The organism is Enhygromyxa salina (assembly GCF_000737335.2).
GTDB lineage: Bacteria > Myxococcota_A > Polyangia > Nannocystales > Nannocystaceae > Plesiocystis > Plesiocystis salina_C.
The window spans coordinates 108837-126664 of record NZ_JMCC02000003.1 but is presented as its reverse complement, the minus strand read 5'-3'; the positions used below and the strand labels follow the sequence as shown (position 1 = coordinate 126664).

At 66.5% G+C, this 17828-nt stretch carries 16 protein-coding genes; 8 read left to right on the top strand and 8 right to left on the bottom strand.

Annotated elements, in window-relative coordinates:
• Positions 1-422 precede the first annotated feature (422 nt).
• A complete protein-coding gene (locus tag DB30_RS02040) occupies positions 423-1094 on the bottom strand; it encodes a hypothetical protein (protein WP_052546248.1) in 672 nt (223 codons plus the stop codon).
• Positions 1084-3207, bottom strand: coding sequence for a pentapeptide repeat-containing protein (locus DB30_RS02035; RefSeq protein WP_240480146.1), 2124 nt, complete (start codon positions 3205-3207; stop codon positions 1084-1086). Before DB30_RS02035 ends, DB30_RS02040 begins: the two co-directional genes overlap by 11 nt.
• Before the next feature lie 222 nt (positions 3208-3429).
• Between DB30_RS02035 and DB30_RS02030 the strand changes: the two genes are divergently transcribed.
• Positions 3430-4251: a helix-turn-helix domain-containing protein gene (locus tag DB30_RS02030; protein ID WP_052546246.1), complete on the top strand. Its 822-nt coding sequence runs from the start codon at positions 3430-3432 to the stop codon at positions 4249-4251.
• 6 nt (positions 4252-4257) lie between these two features.
• Here the strand turns inward: DB30_RS02030 and DB30_RS02025 are convergent, their stop codons facing one another.
• Together DB30_RS02025 and DB30_RS02020 are read right to left on the bottom strand one after the other, a co-directional pair.
• The gene (locus DB30_RS02025) at positions 4258-5364 is read right to left on the bottom strand and encodes a WD40 repeat domain-containing protein (RefSeq protein ID WP_052546245.1); all 1107 of its coding nucleotides are present in this window, start codon (positions 5362-5364) and stop codon (positions 4258-4260) included.
• A 136-nt stretch (positions 5365-5500) separates the two neighbouring features.
• Positions 5501-5638 (bottom strand): hypothetical protein, encoded by a 138-nt coding sequence (locus DB30_RS02020; RefSeq protein WP_153258173.1) that lies wholly within the window; start codon positions 5636-5638, stop codon positions 5501-5503.
• A gap of 150 nt (positions 5639-5788) precedes the next feature.
• Between DB30_RS02020 and DB30_RS02015 the strand changes: the two genes are divergently transcribed.
• The 3 genes from DB30_RS02015 (at position 5789) to DB30_RS02005 (ending at position 8390) form a co-directional block, all read left to right on the top strand.
• On the top strand, positions 5789-6412 hold the full coding sequence (locus DB30_RS02015) for an SIMPL domain-containing protein (protein WP_165703594.1): 624 nt from the start codon (positions 5789-5791) through the stop codon (positions 6410-6412).
• Positions 6413-6921: 509 nt separating this feature from the next.
• Positions 6922-7650, top strand: a complete 729-nt coding sequence (locus DB30_RS02010) for a hypothetical protein (protein WP_052546243.1) — start codon at positions 6922-6924, stop codon at positions 7648-7650.
• A 206-nt stretch (positions 7651-7856) separates the two neighbouring features.
• Complete coding sequence (locus DB30_RS02005; protein WP_052546242.1) at positions 7857-8390, top strand: hypothetical protein; 534 nt, start codon at positions 7857-7859, stop codon at positions 8388-8390.
• Between the two features lie 52 nt (positions 8391-8442).
• Here the strand turns inward: DB30_RS02005 and DB30_RS02000 are convergent, their stop codons facing one another.
• Positions 8443-8781 carry a cupin domain-containing protein gene (locus tag DB30_RS02000; RefSeq protein WP_052546241.1) on the bottom strand — a complete coding sequence of 113 codons (339 nt, stop codon included), beginning with the start codon at positions 8779-8781 and terminating at the stop codon, positions 8443-8445.
• Positions 8782-9007: 226 nt separating this feature from the next.
• A complete protein-coding gene (locus DB30_RS01995) occupies positions 9008-9370 on the bottom strand; it encodes a c-type cytochrome (RefSeq protein WP_165703593.1) in 363 nt (120 codons plus the stop codon).
• 145 nt (positions 9371-9515) lie between these two features.
• On the opposite strand from DB30_RS01995, the gene DB30_RS01990 reads away from it, so the two are divergent.
• On the top strand, positions 9516-12494 hold the full coding sequence (locus DB30_RS01990) for a M16 family metallopeptidase (protein WP_052546239.1): 2979 nt from the start codon (positions 9516-9518) through the stop codon (positions 12492-12494).
• Between the two features lie 164 nt (positions 12495-12658).
• Positions 12659-13477 (top strand): GNAT family N-acetyltransferase, encoded by an 819-nt coding sequence (locus DB30_RS01985; protein ID WP_052546238.1) that lies wholly within the window; start codon positions 12659-12661, stop codon positions 13475-13477.
• Here DB30_RS01985 and DB30_RS01980 read toward each other — a convergent pair.
• Complete coding sequence (locus DB30_RS01980) at positions 13458-13703, bottom strand: hypothetical protein (RefSeq protein WP_052546237.1); 246 nt, start codon at positions 13701-13703, stop codon at positions 13458-13460. The two genes, DB30_RS01985 and DB30_RS01980, sit on opposite strands and share 20 nt — an antisense overlap.
• A 237-nt stretch (positions 13704-13940) precedes the next feature.
• On the opposite strand from DB30_RS01980, the gene DB30_RS01975 reads away from it, so the two are divergent.
• Positions 13941-15413 carry an ABC transporter substrate-binding protein gene (locus DB30_RS01975; RefSeq protein ID WP_052546236.1) on the top strand — a complete coding sequence of 491 codons (1473 nt, stop codon included), beginning with the start codon at positions 13941-13943 and terminating at the stop codon, positions 15411-15413.
• A gap of 34 nt (positions 15414-15447) precedes the next feature.
• Here the strand turns inward: DB30_RS01975 and DB30_RS01970 are convergent, their stop codons facing one another.
• Entirely contained in the window at positions 15448-16953 is a 1506-nt protein-coding gene (locus tag DB30_RS01970; protein WP_205632887.1) for a thrombospondin type 3 repeat-containing protein, read from the bottom strand.
• 83 nt (positions 16954-17036) lie between these two features.
• Between DB30_RS01970 and DB30_RS01960 the strand changes: the two genes are divergently transcribed.
• Positions 17037-17813: a hypothetical protein gene (locus DB30_RS01960; RefSeq protein ID WP_146657849.1), complete on the top strand. Its 777-nt coding sequence runs from the start codon at positions 17037-17039 to the stop codon at positions 17811-17813.
• Positions 17814-17828 lie beyond the last annotated feature (15 nt).

Genomic DNA, 17828 nt, shown 5'->3' with positions numbered 1-17828 from the left:
TGTGTGCACCGGCCGATGATCTCCCGCCTCCGCCTCGTACTCCGCTGATCTTGTCCCTCACCTGTTGGCGATCTTGACCAAGCGCATCGCACCGCGGCAGCGGGGGCAGGTCATGATGTCGACCGCTAACACCCTCCGCAGCAGCCACGCCCACGGGTGTCGAGCGGGCTGCTTGGGCCGGACAACACGAACTCCAAGGTTGGAGCCCGACCTATTCGACTCGTCGAGTTGCTCGTGCCCAGCCGGATCTCCCAGGAGGGATCGGCGACGCCCTCGAGTGGCTCGATCACTTCGAGAAGCTGGGGGGGCCTCGCTGGCAACGCCGACTGAAGGGCTGGACCACCGTGTCCTGGGTACTCGTGAACGCGGGACGCGAGGTCGCGTCCGCGGCGCTTGGGAAGCGCCCGACGGAGCGGAAGTAGCTACGACGCCGTCGGAGGGCGAGCTGACATCGGACGCGCGCCCCCATCAACACACTCGCCGGGCGTTGAAGCAGACCCTAGTTCGCGCCTGGACGGAGCCTCTGGTTGGACCTCCACTGAGATCAAGCGGGGCGACATGACTTCGGCCCTGATGATCGTAAACACAGGCTGCCCGTCAACCTCGGTGGCGACAAACCTATAGCCTGCGGCCTCCGCCTCCACCTTCGCCAAGAGCAGCTCGCGTGCCGTCGAGACGCGGATAGCCTCTGTTTCCCCCTGAATCTTCATCGCCTCTGCGCGGCACTTGTCCGCCTCTGCTCGTATCTTCTCGGCGGTGGCCTTGGCGATCGCCAGGTCGACTTCGGCGCGGCGCTCGATCGCCGCGGTCTCGGCCTTGGCTTTCTCCGCCATACTCCGCTCGTGATCGGCCCTCGCCGTCGACTCCTCGTTCTGAAAGTGTTGCTTGCTCGCGTGGTCGCGTGGGGCTCTCATCAGGGCGCCAGCGAGCAACTCGCCTTCCTGATCGACGGCGTCGTTCTTGCCCGCGAATATATTGCGGATCTCCTGCCACCACTTGGCAAAGAACGGAACACTATCGCTCGAAGGTACCGCCGTCAGTGCAGCGGATTTCGGCCCGGAGCCTGGGGCCTTGCCCTCACCGTCATCCGACATCGGTGAGATCCCGCTTTTGCTGTCGAGGCGGCTGAGGCGGGAGGGGCTCCGAGTCCACGAGTTCAAGCATCCCCCCCGTGTTGGCCGCATATGAACGTTGCAACGCAGCAATGAGCCGGCCGACGACAGGAACGTTCAGCGCCTCCAAGTCGACGTGAATCGTGAGCGACATGCTATCGGTCCCGACAAGGTCGCTTCCGTGGAGGTCGTCGCCGCTTGGGATGGCCCCGCGGAGGTCGGCACTGCTGCGGTCGGTCCCGCTCAGCCTGGCCCCGCTCAGCCTGGCCCCGCTCAGCCTGGCCCCGCTCAGGTCGGCCCCGCTCAGGTCGGTCGCAGTCAGGTCGGCCCCGCTCAGGTCGGCCCCGCTCAGGTCGGCCCCGCTCAGGTCGGCTCCCGCAAGGTAGGCTTTGCTGAGGTTGGCCCTGCTGAGGTTGACCCCGCTCAGCTGCCCCCTACGGAAGTCGGTCCCCGTCAGGTTGGCCCCGCCGAGGTTTGCCCCAACCAGGTTAGCCCCGTCAAAGTTGGCCCCACTGAAGTCGCCCCCACCAAAGTTGGCCCCGCTAAAGTTGGCCCCGCTAAAGTTAGCCTTCCGGAAGTTAGCCTCACGGAAGTCGGCATTGCTGAAGTTAGCCCCGCTGAGGTTGGTCCCGCTGAACTTGGCCCCGCTGAAGTCGCCCCCACCAAAGTTGGCCCCGCTAAAGTTGGCTCCGCTAAAGTCGACCCGGCGGAAGTCAATCCCGCGGAGTTCGGCCTCACGAAAGTCGACTCCAAGGAAGGTGGCACCACGGAGGTCGACCCTGCTGAAGTCGACCCCGAGAAAGTCGACTCCACCGAGATCGACCCCATGGAGGTCGACCCCAACCAGGTCGACCCCGCTGAGATCGTTCCGGCCGAGTATGGACCCAGAGAGTTTGGCCCCCTGGAGTTTGGTCCCCTGGAGTTTGGTCCCCTGGAGTTTGGCCCTGCTGAGGTCGGCCCCGCTGAGTTCGGCTCCGCGGAGGTCGGCCGCCTCGAGGTTGGCTTCGCGGAGGTCAGCCCCACCGAGTTCGGCCTCGCCGAGGTTGGCCTGACGGAGGTTGGCCCCACGGAGGTTGGCACTGTGAAGGTTGGCCCCACCGAGGTTGACCTCACTGAGGTCGGCACCACTGAGGTTGGCACCGCGAAGATCGGCCCTGCCGAGATTAGTTTGAGCCAACCTCCCTCGAGCGAGGTGGGCTCCGCTGAGGTCGGCTTTGCCGAGGTCGGCTTTGCTGAGGTCAGCCCTGCTGAGGTCGGTTTTGCGGAGGTCGGTTTTGCGGAGGTCGGCCCCGCGGAGGTTGGCCCACAGGAGTTTGGCCTCGCGGAGGTCGGCCCCCAGGAGCTTGGCTTTGCTGAGGTCGGCTTTGCTGAGGTCGGCTTTGCTGAGGTCGGCTTTGCTGAGGTCGGCCCGGCTGAGTTCGGCCCGGCTGAGGTCGGCCCCGCTGAGGTCGGATCCGCTGAGGTCGGCCGCCTCGAAGTTGACCCTGCGGAGTTCGGCCCCGCTGAGCTTGATCCCGCCGAGTTTGGACCCGTCGAGCCTGATCCCGCGGACGTAGGCCCCGCTGAGTTCGGACACCCCGAATTCAGCGCCGCGAAGATCAGTCCAGCGAAAGTCGGTCCGACGGAGGTCTGTCCCACGGAGGTCGGTCCCACGGAGGCCGGCCCCTCGAAGGTCGGCCCCTCCGAGGTTGGCTTTGCGAAGGTCGGCCCCACTGACGTCGGCCTTGCGAAGGTTGGCCCCGCTGAGGTTGGCCCCGCTGAGGTTGGCCCCGCTGAGGTCGGCCCCGCTGAGGTTGGCCCTGCTCATCAGGTTGGCCCGAGTGTCTGACATCCAAGGTGGCATGTTCTTCGCGAAGAACTTCCATCGGAGCAACCTGGCTCCGCGGCGCATGGCCTCGCTGAGGTCGGCCTTGCTGAGGTCGGCCTCGCTGAGGTCGGCCTCGCTGAGGTCGGCCTTGCTGAGGTCGGCCTTGCGAAGGTCAGCTCCGCGGAGGTTGGCCTCGCTGAGGTCGGCCCCGCTGAGCGAACCAAGGACCGAGGCATCTGCGCCACTCCGCAAGGTCGCAGCGAGTCTTGCTTTCTTGTCCACGGGCATGCTCACCGCGTCCACCCTACCAGTGCCCGAGAGACGGTGCGGAAGAATCTTCCCGGCACCAGCCTGAACGGATACTCGTGGTCACCAACAACGTACCTCCTGCACGAGGGAGAGTGCCCAGAGACCGACAAGCCCGCAAGAGACCGGGCCGTCAGGGGGGTGGCGTGGTGCCCAGCACCGGTCCGCGTAGAGGTTGGCGCGCTCGCACACTATGCTCCGCGGGTGTCGCTAGCCCAGCGGACGACCGATGCCTCGCGCTATTTCGCGGCCCCGAGCGAGCATCGCCTCGAGGCCCGACGGTTCTGGTGCGCGTCGCCGGGCGACGACCTGTTCGTGCTGCTGGCCTGGGGTCGGCTCGAGGCCGAGGACGCCGAGGAGCTGGTCGCGACCCTCGAGGCTTGTGCGCGTTGCGGGCCGCGGCGTCGCTTGCAGCTGATCGTGCTCAGCGACGTCACGGGTGTCAGCTCCGGCGCGATGACCCGCGTCATGCGGTACTACGCGACCGGCCCCCGCTACCTCGAGGGGATCCAAAAGGAAGCGGTGGTTCGGCCAGAGGGCGTCGTCGCGATGCTCGCCGAGGGCTTTCACCGGGTCGTTCCGCTGCCCTTCGAGGGGCGCGTGTTCACCCACGAGCGCGAGGCCCTGACCTGGCTGCGACCCGCGCTCGTCGAGCGGTCGCCGTGGTTGGCCAGGCTGCGCGAGCAGCTGCATGACCACACCCGCGTCACCAGCCCCGAGCTCGAGCGCCTCGCCGGGCTGCTCGCCACAGCCGGGGCCAGTCTCACGCTGGCGCAGGCGGCCCGCCAGACCGGCCAGAGCCCGCGCACGCTGCAGCGCCGGCTCAGCGACGCCGGCACCAACTTCGCCCGCGAGAAGAGCCGGGCGTTGGTCGCCGCGGCGATGCAGCGGCTGCGCGAGTCGGATCGCGACATCAAGGACATCGCGTTCGAGCTGGGCTTCGCCGCGCCGCAACGGTTCACCGAGCTGTTCGCCCGCGAGACGGGTATGCCTCCCGCGGCCTGGCGCGCGGCCCAGCGGCTGTGAAGCGCGTCAGTTTTGTGCCGGCGTCTCGATGATCCCGAACACGGCGACGCCAGTGTTGCTGCCCGCCACCAGCCGATCCGCGCTCGCGTCAAAGCCGAGCCCGCCAGCGTTGGCGGTGTCGAGCGTGGCCTGTGCGAGGTGCTGACCGGTGGCCGCGTCGTACAGGTGAATCCCGGCGGCAAACCCCACCGACGCCGCCCAGCGCCGATCCTCGCTGACCGCGAGCGCCTTTTGATCTTCGAGACCCTCGGTCACGAGCGAGACGGGGGAACCCGTGAAGTCGGACCACAGCTTGGCCTCGGCGTAGCGCAAGGTCCCCCGCAGGGGTCCGCCAAACAGGGAGCGGACATCGATGGCGTGGGTCTGCGCGCCGTCGAGGTTTGGCAAGGTCCGCGATCCGATCGTGAACTCACCGTCGTTCTCGAGCACGTGAACGCGCTCGCCGTCGAAGCCAAGGCCCGAAGGGCTGACCATCGGCGCGGATGCCGTCACCAAGCCGCTCTCGAACCCGACGGTGGCGACGGCGTCGGTGGTCGTGCGCACGAGGGTCTCGCCGTCGGCGGACACGGCCAAGTACGAGCAGCGATCCGGCAGCTCGTGGGCCAGGCTGCCAGCGGCATCAAACACCAGGCACGAGCTGAAGGTCCCCACCGCGAAGCCCTTGGCGCCCCACACCGCGGCGCCAGCCTCGAACAGGTCGCCGCCGCCGATCGTGTGGACCGTGCTCGCGCTCGCGTCGGCGAGGGAGAACACGACCACACGATTGGCGCCCATGGCCGCGACGACGCGGTCTCCGGCGGGGCTCAGCGCCACGGCCTGCACCACTTGGCTCGGGCCCGCGTCGGTCAAGGTTTGCTGCGGGACCAACTCGATGATCGTCTCGTCGCTGCCGGTCGTGCCGGGGTCGCCGTCGCCGGGGTCGCCGTCGCCGTCACCGGGGTCGCCGTCGCCGTCACCGGTGCTGGGATCGCCGGTCGTGGCGCTGCTGTTGGTGGGGTCGGCAGTGGTCGTGCTTCCGCCAAGATCGACGTCGATGCAGGCGAGGCAGCCAACCAACGGGACGGCGCCCAACAGGCCGAGGAGAGGGAGTCGCTGCGCGGGTGCGAGGGTCATCGCGCCGGACCATGCGGGCGACCTCGCAGGTTGACCACGGCTTGGCGCGAACTCGGATCCGATTGGCGCGCATCCGTCATCGCGGCCGCTTCGGCGCCTGATTCGACGCCTGGTTCGACGCGCTTCGACCCCGGGTTCAACCCGGCGGTGACCACCGCAGCACGGCCTGCTCGCCGCCGCCGCGCTCGAGCCCCGCGGTGATCTGCGCGATCGCGGCGTTGGGCGGCGCGTTGACGCTGTCGCCCCTGCCGCCAATGACGAGGATTCGGCTCATCCTGGGACTCTACACCAACCGCGAATGCCAGGGCTGCGGCCCGCGAAAATCATCACGACTTCGCGAGTGACGGGTCGCAAACGCTGCGGGGCAGCAGCGTCCGACCAGCCCATGAAATCGTGACAGGATACCCAGCCAACGGAGACTATGATGAAAGATAAGCATGGGACCCTACGCGTAACTGGAACTGGTGACATCAAGGTCGCACCCGACGAAGCCGTGGTGCACCTGCGGGTGCTGACCGAGGGCAAGACCGCGGCCGAAGCGGTGGTCAGCGCCGCCAATCAAACCGACGCCGTACTCAAGGCTGTTTCGGCCCAGCCCAACCACGGGGTGACAACGACGGGACTCGGGGTCAACCCGATCGTCACGTATGACCCGAAGACCAATATTCCCAAGATCGTCGGCTTTCGGGCCAGCAACGGGGTCCAGGTCAGAACCAAGGTGGGCTACGCCGGCCAGGTGTTCGACGCTGGGGTCAAGGCTGGCGCCAACCAGAGCAGCGGGATGAGCTTTCGTCTGCAGGACGAGACCCCATTTCGCGAAGACGCCCTGCGCATGGCCGTGAAGCAGGCTTGCGACGAGGCGCGGCTCGTCGCCAAGGCCACCGACATCGAGCTCGAGGGGCCCGAGGCCATCGAGATCGATCCACGCGCCGAGCAGCGGTATTTTCGGACCCAGGCGCTCGAGGCCAAGTCGGTCGCTACGCCGGTGATCCCCGAGGACCTCACGATCGCGGCCTCGGTGAAGATCATGTTCCGCACCAAGGGCTGAATTGTTTTCAGCTCGGGCGAGGGCTTCTCGCCCGCTTGCGGACGCCTTCGTAGATTGGTTCACCCAGGGCGGCGAGCTACTCATTACGGTTGGATTTGTAGCGTGCTGGGCCTTGGCTCGGCACGCTCTGAGCGTTGGCGCGCGAGCGGCAACGCGGGTGGCCTCGAGCGGCGAGCCGGAAGGATCACGCAAATTTTGAGGATGTTCGAGGGTTGGCGATATGTTGTGACGTCCTGACCCTCGATCCTGACAGGTCCGCGGAGCCCGCGCCTGGTCGCCAACGACCGACGAGCTCGCAGGTTGGGGTGTTGGGCGCTGTCGAAGGCACCACCCCATGAACCACTGGAAATGCTCGACCTGCGGCAAGAACGAGACAGCCTTCTTGGCCCCGATCTGCCACGGCCAGACCATGCTGTCGATGAACATCGTGGTGGGGCCGCCGTTGAAGCGACAAGAAGTTCAAATGGAGCATCGAACACAACGCGATCGCCGAGGGCGCGGTCGCCAAGATGAGCAGTCGTCACGATCGGGAATGGGAAAGGAAGCTGTTTCTGCACACCAGGGTTGGCAACCTCGGGGGCTACATTGCGTGCGGCTGCCTGATGAATCACTTGGCGCGCCCCGACGGGGTCCCGCGGGCCTACCCAGACGTGATCTTTCTGTCCGAGGAATTCAAGTATAATCAGTTTCCGGACGAGCTGCTGGTGTTTGATGTCAAGTATCTCAAGCAGGCGAAGTCAGCCCAGAAGTACAATGAGAAGGGGAGCCCGAAATACTGGAAGCAGCAAATAGCCTGCTATGTGCGAGCCGAGCACCGCAGCACTCACGAGGCGAATGCCGTGTTTGCGATCAAGCGCCGGGTCACCGACAATAAAGAGAACGTGCTGGTCCTCAGTAAGACCCTGGGCGGCGTGCAGCTGTCCGTGTGTGGGGTGCACTTTTCGTCCAAGTACGTGGGCCAGTGCAAGAATAACTCGGACAAGGGCAAGAAGGTGCTAGCGGAGAAGCTGAAGTGGAGCGCGGGGTTGGGCGTGGACATGCTGCGATTCATGAACGCGGTGGTCACCAACGATTCGACGAGCATCTATCGAAACACGATCTCTGGCGACGCCCGGCCGGTCGTCGGTGATCAATCGACCGAGGATGGATACTACAGCGATCATCCGTGGGTCTTCGTCACCGTTGGCAAGAAAATCTCCACCTCGTCAGATGTGAAGACCAAGCTCGACGACCTTTGAGCGGCGACGCGTGCACGGGGCTTGGCCGCGACCACGCGCCCCGACGAAGTGGGGGGCGCGTCGATCCCGCAGCGCTCGGAAGCCCAGGTGGGACCCCTCTGGGTGCTGTCGCGCAAGTCCTGTCACCGCGCCGCGCCCGTTCCTGAGCTTGCGAGCGACCCGCGCAGACGCGCAGCCCGTGATCGTGGCATCATCCGGCCACCTCGATGCTGCACCTCAAGCGAACCTCGAAGCTGATCCTGTCCTCGTTCCTGCTCTGCGCGCTGCTGCCCGCGTGCGACAAGAAGGAGGAGAAGAAGGACGACAAGGCCGAAGAAAAGTCCGAGGCCGACAAGGAGCTCGAGGAGCGGCTGGCCGCGAAGAAGGCCGAGCGGGCCGCCGAGGAGAAGGCCGTTGCCGACAAGGCCGCCGCGATCAAGGCGCTCGCAACCTTGCCAGAGGAGCTGCCGAAGGACATCGAGACCGCCTGCGCCGGGGTTGCGACCGCGCAGGACGAGTTCATGCAAAAGCACTACGACGGCGAGGGCCTCACGCGCTGGAACGAGGCCAAAGAGATGCAGCTGGGCATGGTCAAGACCGGCTGCGTGAAGGCTGGCAGCATCGAGATCGCGGCTTGCCAGATCGTCGCGATGGGAGCCGCGCCCGCGGACTACAAGAAGGACCTGCCCGACATCTTGGGCGCGTGCATCGAGACCTACGGCGCTGGGGCGGGCGACGCTGCAGCTCCGCCCGCGCAGTAGTCCTGCTCAGGTCGCCGGGATCGCTGTCCCCGAGCAGCAGGCGACCAACCTGTCAGCGGGCCTTGATGATCAGGTACTGCAACCGCGCCGTATCCGAGTGGTTGATGATCTCCAAGGTCTCGCCGACCGGCAGATGCACGACATCGCCAGGCCGCAGGCCAAACTGCTGCTTGCCCACGACCGCCTCGCCGAGGCCCTCGATCCCGATCACGATCTCGGGGAACTCCTCTTGCCGATGCCGCCCCACGCGGCCGCCCGGATCCAGCTCGCAGGCGAGCACGGCCGTGAACGGCGGTGCGCTGCGGCGTAGCAGATTCCAGACCTTCACCGTGCCCACGCCGCCAAACAGGTTCTCGCGCGGATCGGGGGCGCCCTTGCTGTTGATCTCCATCGCCCCACCCTACCGCGAAGTGGACGCGAACCCCCTCCGCTCACCCAAACAGGCGTCACTCGGCTCGAGTTGCTACGAGCCGCCACTCGGATCCAGCGCTCGAGTTGGCACGACAAAGCCCCCTTCAGGGGGCCACACATGCCATCGCGCACAGCCAGCCAATTGGGAGCGAGCGCAGCGAGTGACCGCAAAGTGCGAAGGCGGCTGTGGGGGTCAAAAACGAATGCTACTGCGCGAGCCTGCGGATCTTCTTGACCAGCTCGTCTTGCACGGCGACCTTGTCCTTCAGATCGGGGTTCGGCGCCATCGCTTCGTTCAGCCCCACCGCCGCGCCGCCTTCGACCATGACCTTCTTGATCCGGTCGTTGTCGGTGCTGGCCTGCCAGGTCGGATCCTTGAACGAGCGAGGCTTGACCGCCAGCGCGGCAGCGCCCGGTCCGTTGCCGCCGCCGTCCGGGCCGTGGCAGGTGACGCAGCGCTCCTGCCAGACCTTCTCGGCCTCGGCAGCCGCGTTGGCGTCACCGCCCTTGTCGCCACAGCCAGCGGCGAATCCGACGAACACGAAACACAGTGCGAGAGTGCGGGACATCGGCCGGAGTGTAGATAAATATCTAGACGCGGAAAGAGGCGCGCAGCGCAAGTTTTTCGGCAAAAGTCCCGTGAATCGCGCGTCTGTACAGCGCAAGGGATCAAACGTCATGCGCTATTGCGCAGAGATATGCTATGTCCCGCGCATGAACCGCGCCTCCGCCTCGCGCCACCTCCTGCTGGTGGCCGCGCTCTCGAGTCTGCCGCTCGCCTGCCGCACGCCAGACACGACGCCGCCCGTCGAAGACAAGACCCCGCCCGCCAAGCAGCTGACATCCGCGCAGATCCTCGCGGCCTCGGAGTTGCCGCCGCTGGTCGAGACCCCGATCGCGGGCGACGAGATGGGCGTGACCGTGCATCGCCTGTCGAACGGCATGACGGTCTACATCAGCACGGATCGACAAAAGCCGCGGTTCTCGGCGTGGATCGCCGTGCGCACGGGCAGCCGCAACGACCCCGCCAACTCGACCGGCCTCGCGCACTACCTCGAGCACATGCTGTTCAAGGGCACCGACGACTACGGGACCTTGGACCTCGAGGCCGAGCAGGTTCACCTCGAGGCGATCGCGCAGCTCTACGCCGAGCTGCGCGGCGCCGACGAGGCTCGCCGCGCGCAGATCTTCAGCGAGATCGATCAGCACACCCAAGCGGCGGCCGCGTACGCGATCCCCAACGAGCTCGATCGCATGTACGCCGCGCTGGGGATCGAGGGCGTCAACGCATTCACCAGCAACGAGGTCACGGCCTACATCGGCGACGTGCCCTCGAACCGGCTCGAAGCGTGGGCCAAGATCGAGGGTGAGCGCTTCTCTGACCCGGTGTTCCGACTGTTCTATCCCGAGCTCGAGGCGGTCTACGAAGAGAAGAACCTCTCGATCGATCGCCCCGAGAGCCGGATCTGGGACACGATGCTGCTGGCCTTGTTTCCCGAGCACCCCTACGGCACCCAGCCAACGATCGGCGTGGTCGAGCACCTCAAGAACCCGGCCTATGGCGACATGGTCCAGTACTTCCAGGACTGGTACGCGCCCAACAACATGGCGGTGATCCTGGCCGGGGACATTGACGCTGCGACGGCGCTACCGGTGCTGGAAGCCAGCTTGGGCCAGATCCCTGCGCGCACGATCGGGACCAAGGCGCCGGCCAAGCTGCCGCCGCTGCAGGGCCGCGTCGAGCACGAGGTCATCGCCGAGGGCGAGCAGAGCGTGACCATGGCCTGGCGCACCGTCAACGTCACGCACGCCGACGAGCCGGCGATAGTCGTGGCCGACTGGCTGATGGACAACTCCAGCAGCGGGCTGCTCAACGTCGAGCTCGAGCTCACGCAGAAGGTCCAAGACGCCGGCTCGTGGGCCAGCCACCTCAACGACGCGGGCTACTTTGGCGTCCGCGCGACCTTGCGACAAGATCAGACCCACGCCGAGGTCGAGCAGCTGTTGTACGGGGTCGTCGCCAAGCTCGCGGCTGGCGAGTTCACGCAGGACGAGATCGACGCGATCAAGCTGCATGAGGACCTGCGCGACAAACGAACGCTCGAGAGCAACCACGGCCGGGTCTCGCGGATGATGGAGTCCTACATCGAGCGGCGTCCGTGGGCCGAGATGATCGCACGCGACCAGCGGCTGCGCGCGGTCACCCGCGAAGACGTGATTCGCGTGGCCAACCAATACCTGACTTCTTCGTATGTGGTGGTCAACCGCAAGTCGGGCACGCAAGACCTTCCCAACATTCAAAAGCCCAGCATCACGCCGATCGACATCGACGCCACCCGCGAGAGCCCGTTTGCGGCCGACATCAAGGCGATGCCAGCGTCCCAGCTCGAGCCAGAGTGGCTCGTCGAGGGCGAGCACTACGAGCACCTGGTGCTGCCGGCCGGGCCAATGATCGCGGCTCGCAACACCCGCAATGACCTGTTCTCGCTGAAGTACCGGTTTGATCGGGGGCACCGCAAAGCGCAGATGCTGTGCGTGGCGCTGGAGCTGCTCGAGCGCTCGGGTTCGGGGACCACCTCGGCCGAAGCGCTGCAAAAGCAGCTGTTCGCGCTTGGGACCAGCGTGAGCTTCGCCTGCGGCGCGGAATACAGCAACATTGATATTGAGGGGTTCGACAAGAACCTCGAGCAGAGCGTGCAGCTGGTCGAGGCCTGGATCCGCGATCCCAAATTTGACGATGACACCTTGGCGGGCCTGCGCCGCAACCTGATCAGCGAGCGGGAAGACGAGCTCGACGACTCGGACAACCTGGCCCAGATGCTGTCCGCCTACGCGAGCTACGGTGACCGCAGCGCGTATCTGCGCCAGCCAAGCAACGCCGCGATCAACAAGGTCACGGCCAAGCAGCTGCGCAAGCAGCTGACCAGCTTCCCCGACTACACCCACTCCACGCTCTACTACGGCCCGCGCACGCCAGCCGAGGCCGCGAAGGTCGTGGGCCTGGGCCGCAAGCACAAGCCAGCCGGGCCCCGCGAGCAACGAAGGTTTCGCGACGGCGCGCAGGGCACCACGATCTACTTCTTGCACAAGGACGTGGCCAAGTCCGCGGTCTCGCTGGCGATCCCCCAGGGGCTGTTGCCGCACGACCAGATCCCCGTCTCGGAGTACTTTGCTAACTATATTGGCGGCGGCATGAGCTCGTTGATCTTTCAAGAGATCCGCGAAGCGCGGGGGCTGGCCTATTATGCGTATGCCTACGTCGCGCGCGGCGTCACACCGGAAGACGAGTGCGCGCTGGTGGGCGGGATGGGCACCCAGGCCGACAAGACCGTCGACGCGCTGACACTATATTTGCAGCTGCTGCGCGAGCGCCCGATCGACGCCAACCGACTGGGCCAGACCCGCGAGTCGCTCGATGCCGAGTACCGGGCGAGCCGCATTGATCCGCGCTGGATCGTGCTGTGGGTCGACAGCTGGGATCGCGAGGGCGAGAAGCAGGATCCGCGGCCGTGGGAGTGGGAGCAGATCCAGACCCTGGGGGTCGAGCAGGTCCAGACCTACGCGAGCGGGTACGCGGATCGGCCGACGATCATTAGTATTGTCGGTGATCGGAGTCGGGTGGATCTGCAGGCGCTCGCCAAGCTTGGCACCGTGATCGAGGTCGAGCCCAAACAACTCACTAGCTATTTTTGACCCCCACAGCGGGCTTGGCACTTTGCCATGCTCCCGCCGCTGCGCGGCGTCGGTCGCTGGCGCTCCCTCGATGGGCTGGTGGCCCCCTAACAGGGGGCTATATTTGCCGCCACAGGGGGGGCTGCGAGTCTCGACACGAGCCGCCATGCTTGCTATCCACGGCCATGGTCGAGCTTGGCGCCATCGAGTTGGAGCGCGTGCTAGTCGACGCGCTCGCGTTGTCACCTGATGCGGTGTTGATCGATCGCCCGGACTGGGTGCAGCTCACGACGCCCTCGGTGCCGCACCCCAACCGCAACGGTGTGTTCCTTGCTCGGTTGGAAAAAGACACCGCTGATGCTCGGATCGCCGAGGTCAAGCGCGCGTACCTCGAGCACGGGGCCGGGATGCGGTGGATTGTTGGTCCAGGCAGCACCCCGGACGATCTGTCGGAGCGACTCGAGCGGGCGGGGATCAAGCGGTTGGCGTACGCGCTGGGCTTGAGCATGCGGGTGCCCGCGCGACCGCCCAAGCTGCCCGAGGGGCTGAAGCTGCGTGAGGTCGGGGCCGGGGATGTCGAAGACTACGCCGAAGTCAACGCGCGAGCGTGGGAGCGCGGGCCGGCGTTTCGCCGCGAGTCGGAAGCCTTCATCGTCAGAGCGCTCGCCCGTGACGACGACGACTTGCGCTCGTGGCTGGTCTACTGGCACGACGCGCTGATCGGCACCGCGACCCTGCGCATGCTGCGAGGTCAGGGGCAGGATCTGGGCTACCTGCAGGGCGCCGCGATCCTGCGCGAGCACAGGCGGCAGGGCATCTATCAGGGCTTGCTCGACCATCGGCTGGGCGTGTTGCGAGCCGAAGGGATCGATCACGTGGTGGTCTGGGCCGACGAGTCGACCTCGGCCGGGGTGTGCCAGCGCGCGGGCTTCGTGCCCAAGTGCAGGGCCGCGTTCCACGAGCTGCCGGAGCCACCGCCCCCGTCTACTGCGGATTCGGAATGAACCCGCGGATCGCGATCAAGCGGTTGCCGCCGCCAAAGGTCGTGAACAAGAAGTCGCCGCTGTAGGGATCCAAGAACGCTCCCTCGGCGCCGGTCAGGCCGGTCACGAAGTCGCGGCGGCTGGCGTTGATCGGGTCACCGTTGTCGTCGACATCGTAGGCCGCGAGCTTGCCGGAGGAGTACTCGGACACGAGCAAGTACCACTGCCCGCCGGACCACGAGACCATCTCGAGCTGACCTTCACCCGCGAACCCGGGGGCACGAACAAGCGCGCGCGAAGTGACATCTGCCCACTATATCCGCGACCTCGTCTGGGCGGAGCGACTCCCAGTTCACTGCGGCCATGTGCGCATCCGTGGGCGATCAGCAACCACGCTTGCCCGCCAGGGACGGGCTCCCGTCCACCTGAGCCAATCTGGGGACCAGCTTTGCCCCATCGGCCGCGGTCTGAAACAATCGCCTCAGTGAGCCGGACGAGCAAGACGAACGAGGCCGATCCCACCACCTTGCGCGTGGGTCTGCTCGGTGGCTGGGGCGGTCTGGATCCTTGGGAGGCGCAAGACCTGTCGGGCGTGATCGTCCGCAACCAGTGCTTCGAGACGCTCTACACCCGGACCGATGGAAAGATCGTCCCCGACAGTCGCTACCTCGCCCACGAGCTGCGGCTCGAGACCATCGCGCTCACGGGCATGCCCCGCTACTCGCTGCGGCTGGTCGACGATCTGTCGTTCAGCGACGGCACGGCGGTGCAGCCCGAGGACGTCGCGGCCTCGCTGCAGCACGTCGCGCCGCTGCGCGCGGTGTCCAAGGTCAACGCGGCTGGCGGGCGCCGCGTTCAGTTCAACTGTCTCGAGCGCGACGTCGTGCTCGAGCCCCACCTCGCGCAGATCTGGAGCGTGATCGGCAAGCGCGGGGCCAAGCACTGGATCGGCACGGGCCCGTACGCGATCGTCGAAGAGAACATCGCGTCCGCAGGCAAGGTCCTGACCCTCGAGCGCAATCCGCATTGGTTGGCTGGGTCGCGCGCGCGGCCGTCGATCGAGCGCATCGAGTTTTGGGCCTACCCCCTCGATGAGGACAACAAGCCCGGCAAGCTGCGCGAGGCGCTAGAGAGCGGCGAGATCGACTTCACGATGATGCTCCCGCGCGAGGTCGCCAAGGGTCTGCAGGGGGTCCGCAAGGTCTACCAACCCGGCCAGAGCACCGCGTTCTTGGCGTTTGGCTGTCGGCGGCCGTGGCTGCGCGACCCCGCGGTTCGGCGGGCGCTCTCGGCCGCGATCGATCCATGGGCGATCGCGCGGACCAGCCACGACAACCCCGCTGCCTTCGCCGCGCGTGGCTTGCTGCCGCCCGCGCTCGCGCCCAGTCGGCGCAGCCTGCCCAGCTACGGTGAAGAGATCGCCGCGAAGGCGCTCGCCGAGATCGCCGACAAGCCAACTTCGCTGCGCATGCTCGTGGTCTGGGGACCGCGGCCTTACCTGCCCGATCCAATGGGGGTCGCCAACGTCATCGCCGAGCAATTTGGGGTGCTGGGGATCGGGGTGATCATTCAGCAGGCAGACTCACCCGAGCGCTTCTTCGACGCCGTGCGGCGCGGTGAGCATGACCTGATCTTGTCCGGGTACATCGCCGAGACGCCCGAGCCCGTAGAGTTCCTGAGCGCGCTGTTGTCGTCAAAGCGGATCCCACGGGCGGGCACGCCCATGGCCAGCACGACGAATCTGGGTGGCTACGCAGATCCCGAGATGGACCGGCGGCTCGCGGCGGCGCAGCGCGAGCCCGCGGAGCTCGGGGCCGTGATCGAGCTGTTTGAAGAGCAGTGGCCGTTGGTGCCCTTGATGTATGGGGCGAGCGTGGCGGTGCACAGCTGGCGGGTGCGGGACTTCGAGATGGACCCTCGCGGGATCCCCAGCTTCGCGGACCTGCGCTTGGATTGAGCTCAGCCCTGACCCGCGCTGGGTGCCACGGCTTTCACATGCACATGGCGCCAGGCACCTGCTCGAACACTCCGTTGCACGCCGCGCCCAGGTCTGGCCAGGCCATGTCCTGATCGTCGACATACACCTCGTTGAACGGGTCGAACGCAAACGGACACGGGTCGCAGGCGTCGCCGAGCCCGTCGAAGTCGTGATCCAGCGGCGGCAGCCGGCAGGCGTGGGACCACAGCTCGAGCGGATTCCCGCCGACGTCCGCAAGGGTCAACGCGGACGCTTGCTGCTTGCCCGCGTCGGCCAGCGCCTGCTCGCAGCCGCCCGGTAGCTCGACGACACCCGGGGCGACGAGCACGGGAGCTGGCAGCTGCCGACACAGCCCGCCTTGCTCGTCTTGTGGGCTGCACGTGCGGGTCACGGGCAGACCCGAGGGATCATGCAGCTGACCATCGCCGGGGTAGGTGGTCACGCAGCAGCTACCCTCGACCACGACGTCGTAGAAGCGAATCGGTCGGGCGCCTTTGCGCGTGTTGCAGTCGGCGTGGCTCTCGCACGCGGCGCCGATGAAGTCGCGGTCCTCGTCGTCGATCGCCATGCCAATTTCGGACACCTGCATGGGGTTGCTCGTGTACGCACACGTATCGCAGACATCCCCGACGAGATCCCCATCGGCGTCCGGGTGGTTGCAGACGCCCGCGTCGCCGCACGTCGAGCTTGGCGGGCAGTCGACATCGTCGTTGCATGGGTGTTGGACCACCGGGATTCGCGGACACCCGTCGATTGCGTTGCTCAAGCCATCTTGATCGAAGTCGTCGTTGGGCCCAAAGCCGACCGGGCCGGCGGCGCCGTCGAGCATGATCGGCAGGTTGGTGTTGGGGTCGATGCACGCGTCGCCGATCGCGTCTTGGTTGACGTCGGTCTGGCACAGATCGGGGTCCTCGTTGACCTCGGCCCCGTGCGGCGCGGGGTTGTTTGGGCCGTAGTCGCCACAATTGGGGATTGCCACACAATTGTCGCACACGTCGCCGATCCCATCTCGATCAAAGTCGCCGTTCCACGGGACATTGCGGACCCACAGCCTGGCGTCGCTGATGCTGCCGTCGATCGAATAGTCGGCGATCGGGCGTGGGCAGCGATCGCAGGCGTTGCCGATCCCGTCCTTGTCGCTGTCGCTGGTGTTCATGTTCGAGGCGATCAGCGGGCAGAGATCCGCGACATCGCCGAAGCCGTCTTGGTCTTGGTCGAGCTGATCGGGGTTGAAGTGGAGCGTCGCGTTGTCGCAGCCGATCCCGATCGCGTCGCAGTCCTTGTCGACCGAGGGCGTCTCGAACGGCCCCACGCAGTTGTCAAAGGGGTCGCCATCGCCATCGCCATCGCCGTCGCCGTCGCCGTCGCCGTCGCCGTCGCCGTCGCCATCGCCGTCGCCGTCGCCGTCGCCGTCGACCATGCTGTCGGGTGGATCTCCGATCTGCTTGTCGCCGATCGGGCAGCCGGCCAAGGTCACGAGTGTGAGGAGGGTGGTGGGGATGCGGACGGATCGTTGCATGGGCTCACAACCATCAGTTACCGCTTGGCACCGAACCTGTCCCGAGTTCGTCCCGCGCACATAGGATCGGATAGTCTGGGGGCATGCGCGCCTCTTCACCTAGCCTGTGTGCTCTGTTGCTGACCCTCGCGTGCGCCAAGCCGGGCGCTGACGACGGGCGTGATCCAACCGGCGGCGTCACCACCCAGGGCGAGTCGGGGTCGAGCGGAGATGGCGACGGCGACGGCAGCGGCGATGGAGATGGCGACGGCGACGGCGACGGCGATGGAGACGGCGATCCAACCGGTGACGGCGACGGCGACGGCGATGACGGCCCCAAGTTCGACCTTGGCACCCCCGACGATCTCCCGCCCGTCGAGCTCGTCCCGGTCATGGACCTGCCCAACCTCGAGTCAATCACCTTCTACGAGCGCACCGGCGGCATGGCCCCGACCCCGTTCACGTTCACGGTCAACGGCCCCGAGCTGACCGTGCGACTCGACGATCCGCTCCTGAACAACAACCACGACATCCCGGGCGCCAGCGGCGAGTTCTACGACGTCTACTACTCTGACGAGGACGGCGGCTTTCAGCTCGACGGCAGCTACCTGACGATCTCGGGCACGTTCACGCAGGCCCTCCCGGCCGGCGGTGGGCTCAACCTCGCCGAGATCAGCCTGAACTTCTCGGATCAGACCGTCGAGTACGGCAACTACGTGGCCAGCTTCGTCGCGCTGGGTGACAACGCCGTCCCAGAGAACGTCGAGCGCGCGATCGATGGCGACCTGCAAACGCACACGACCATGGGCAACACGGTCGGGCAGATGGACCGCCTGCGCGTCACCCTCGGGTTCGACAGCACCTCCGGCCCCCCCGGGTAGGGATGTTCGAGGCCG